Annotated in this window: 4 protein-coding genes; 1 reads left to right on the plus strand and 3 read right to left on the minus strand. The window is 40.3% G+C overall.

What is annotated here, in order from left to right:
- From QNK26_RS18445 to frdA, 3 genes are all read right to left on the minus strand, one after another.
- Positions 1-319 (minus strand): fumarate reductase subunit C (locus QNK26_RS18445; protein WP_319225574.1); only part of this gene is annotated, 319 nt, incomplete at its 3' end.
- A 16-nt stretch (positions 320-335) separates the two neighbouring features.
- Positions 336-1073 (minus strand): succinate dehydrogenase/fumarate reductase iron-sulfur subunit, encoded by a 738-nt coding sequence (locus QNK26_RS18450; RefSeq protein ID WP_319225576.1) that lies wholly within the window; start codon positions 1071-1073, stop codon positions 336-338.
- The gene (frdA, locus tag QNK26_RS18455) at positions 1073-2866 is read right to left on the minus strand and encodes a fumarate reductase (quinol) flavoprotein subunit (RefSeq protein WP_319225578.1); all 1794 of its coding nucleotides are present in this window, start codon (positions 2864-2866) and stop codon (positions 1073-1075) included. Before frdA ends, QNK26_RS18450 begins: the two co-directional genes overlap by 1 nt.
- A 667-nt stretch (positions 2867-3533) precedes the next feature.
- On the opposite strand from frdA, the gene QNK26_RS18460 reads away from it, so the two are divergent.
- A partial coding sequence (locus QNK26_RS18460; RefSeq protein WP_319225579.1) for an amino acid--tRNA ligase-related protein occupies positions 3534-3658 on the plus strand: 125 nt, incomplete at its 3' end.

Here is a 3658-nt window from a genome sequence, read left to right on the forward strand (position 1 = left end):
CTTTATCTTCGATTCTTTTACCCTTGAACCATAAATCAGCCGCTTTTGGTGCCAGTGAAAACCAGGTAATGCTATGGTAAAGCGCCAAGGCAAAGGCTAGTACGTGGATAATAATTGATATCGGATGCTGTAAAGCACCTAACCAAGCATCAAAAGCGACTTCACCTTGGCTTAAGCGAAGTACTCCCCAAGCTAGCACTAGGCTATAGAAGGTGATTAAAACACTGCTACCTTCTCGGATAATATACTTTGTATAGAATGTATGTTTAAGCCACCAATCATTTGAAAGCTCTCGTTTGTAGGGTTTACGTTTGCTCATGACTTCCTCCACTAATTTAATCAGGTTTAAACATACCAATCAGATAATCTTTACTGCTTTCAACTTTAAGTAATTGAATCGCGGCCGCTGGATCAACGCCTTTAGGACAAACCACTGAACAGTAACCAACAAAAGTACATCCCCAGACGCCTTCTTCTTGATTAACTATTTTCATTCGCTGCGCTTCGCCATTATCTCGGCTATCTCGGTTATAACGAGCGAGTAAGGCAAGTGCTGCTGGGCCAGTAAATTTATCGTCTAAGGCATATTGGGGACAAGCGGCGTAACATAAACCACAATTTATACACATTGAAAATTGCTTGTACTTTTCCATTTGTAGCGGTGTTTGTTTGTTAGGGCCACTGGAAAGAGGTTTTTCTTTATCACTGATAATATAAGGTTGGATTTCTTCAAGTTTATTGATGAAATCATCCATTACCACGACAAGATCTCGCTCAATTGGAAAATTAGCTAATGGTTCTAATGTTATTTTGTTTGGGTATGCATCACGCAAAAATGATTTACAGCCTAATTTTGGTACACCATTCACCATCATTCCACAGCTACCACAAATTGCCATGCGACAGGACCAGCGGAAACTCACTGTGCTGTCGAGATGATCCTTTATATACTGCAATGCCTCTAATATTGACATATCAGGTGAGTAGGGCACTTCAAAGGTTTGAGTAAAGGGTTCATTATCCTGTTCTGGACGGTATCTGAGTATGTCTATCGCAATGGTTAAATTTTCCATTAAGCATTCTCCTGCGCTTCATCTTTTTTATTCGCTTGTTCAGACGCTGCACCATAAACACGTTCAGCAGGTTGACTCTTAGTAATAGTCACCGATGAATAGTCAATTTTTGGCGATGTGTCTGCTTGGTAATAAGCCAATGTATGTTTTAAGAAGTTTTGATCGTCACGTTTTTCATAACCATCAATTCGTTGATGAGAGCCGCGAGATTCTTTACGTGAAATTGCACTATGTGCCATTGCTTCGGCAGTATCGAGTAAATAGCCTAATTCGATAGCATATAAAAACTCAGTGTTGAAGACGCTAGATTTATCAACAATTTGAATGTTTTTATAACGCTGTTTCAGCTCTGCTAGTTTATCGATGGTTTGTTGCATTGATTCTTCGGTACGATAAATACCAACACCCATCTCCATGCAATCGCCCATCTCTTGACGAATATCAGCCATTTTTTCTGTGCCTTCGCTATTCAACAAGGCTAATGTACGTGCAAAAATTTGTTCTGCTTTCTTTTCTAGTGGTGCTATTTCGTGATGTTCATTAGCATGAGCATAATTTGCAGCTTGTTCGCCGGCTAGCTGTCCAAATACTGCGAGTTCAGTTAATGAGTTAGAGCCCAATCGATTGGCGCCGTGTAATCCGACTGATGCACATTCACCAATCGCATATAAACCACTTAAACTGGTTGCTGTTTTAGCGTCAGTTTCAATCCCACCCATAGTGTAATGAACGGTAGGGCGAACTGGAATTGGTTCATGGACTGGGTCAACGCCCATATATGCTTTAGCTAGTTCGCGGATAAAGGGTAGGCGCTCATTTATTTTCTCTTCACCTAAATGGCGCAGATCAAGGTGTATGTAATCACCTCTTGGCCCTTCAAATACATTACCTTTTTGTTGTTCTTGCCAAAAACATTGACTGAGTTTGTCACGCGGTCCAAGTTCCATATATTTATTTTTAGTTTCGCCAACGGGTACTTCTGGCCCTAAACCGTAATCTTGTAGATAACGATAGCCATTTTTATTAAGTAAAATGCCGCCTTCACCACGACAACCTTCCGTCATTAATATACCGCTGCCTGGTAAGCCGGTTGGGTGATATTGGACAAATTCCATATCACGCAATGCCACGCCATGGCGATAAGCCAGTGACATGCCATCTCCGGTTACAATGCCGCCATTGGTATTGTAGCTATAGACGCGTCCAGCGCCGCCGGTCGCCATAATTACTGATTTTGCTTGAATGAGTTTTGCTTCACCTTCCGCAATATCAAGAATTAACACACCTTGGATCTTGTCATCTTCGATGATTAAATCTAAGCAGAAATGCTCATCATAGCGAGTGATTTTAGGATATTGAATCGAAGTTTGGAAAAGTGTGTGTAGGATATGGAAGCCACTTTTATCGGCAGCAAACCAAGTACGTTCTATTTTCATACCGCCAAAGGCACGAACATTAATGCTGCCGTCTTCTTTACGGCTCCAAGGGCAACCCCAATGTTCAAGTTGGGTTAATTGCTTCGCTGCATTTTCTACAAAGTACTGCACTACATCTTGCTCGCATAACCAATCACCGCCGGAAACAGTATCGTTAAAATGGTTATCAAGTGAATCATGGTCTTGAGCAACGCCGGCTGCTCCACCTTCTGCTGCAACAGTATGACTGCGCATTGGGTAAACTTTAGAAATTAATGCTATATCGAGATCTGGATGATTTTCGGCAATTTCAATTGCGGCTCTTAACCCAGAACCACCTGCACCAATAATGGCAACATCTGTTTGAATTATCTGCACATTTTACTCCCTTCATATTTTAAGTCTTTGAACTTAATGATAAGTGTACCAAGCCCTTTTTTTTAAACCATGATTTAAACAGGGTTAATGGAACAATCTATAAGACTTTTTTGAAAAAAAACTATTATTGCGAGGTAAGTCAAATAGCCTGTTATTTAAACGATTAATTAGGCGCTGAAGTAGGGTAAACTGTAAGGTTCAATATGATTATTAGCTTGCTCATTTTTGTTCGCGTAAAATTATTTCTTCGGTAGATTATACCCATGTTACCTCAAGATACTTTGTCTGGCACAAGCTAGGTAACCAGAGCAAGGCACAACATGAGACCTTTCGAGATTGAACTTCGTTAATCCTCTATCGGTAGAATTAAATAAAAGACTTTAATTCTTAAATGGTTATTCCCTTTTCGATTGTTGCAACGTAGGGCTGGTGTTCGAGCTGAAAACAGGATGCGCAGAGCTTATCCGCTCATGATACTAAACTGTCGTTCAATTCGCCCCCGTAGGGCAAGACAACTTGCAGCAATCTGCGTTGTTATGAAATCTCTATGTAGAATAACTAGGCTTCAATTTTATGCCTAGTATCTCGGTACAATTTGTCTTGCTGACTTTGCATTTCGAAGTATCATGGGTATAGCTGTTGATTTAATGTATTTAGAGGAAAGAGAATGAGCTGGCAACCAAGTGCAGAGATAGAGCAATTAAAAAAAAGGGCAAAAATATTACAAGATATTCGTCATTTTTTTGTACAACGTGGTTTATTAGAAGTGGAGACTCCTACATTAAGTCAGGC

Source organism: Moritella sp. (genome assembly GCF_033791185.1).
Taxonomy (GTDB): Bacteria; Pseudomonadota; Gammaproteobacteria; order Enterobacterales; family Moritellaceae; genus Moritella.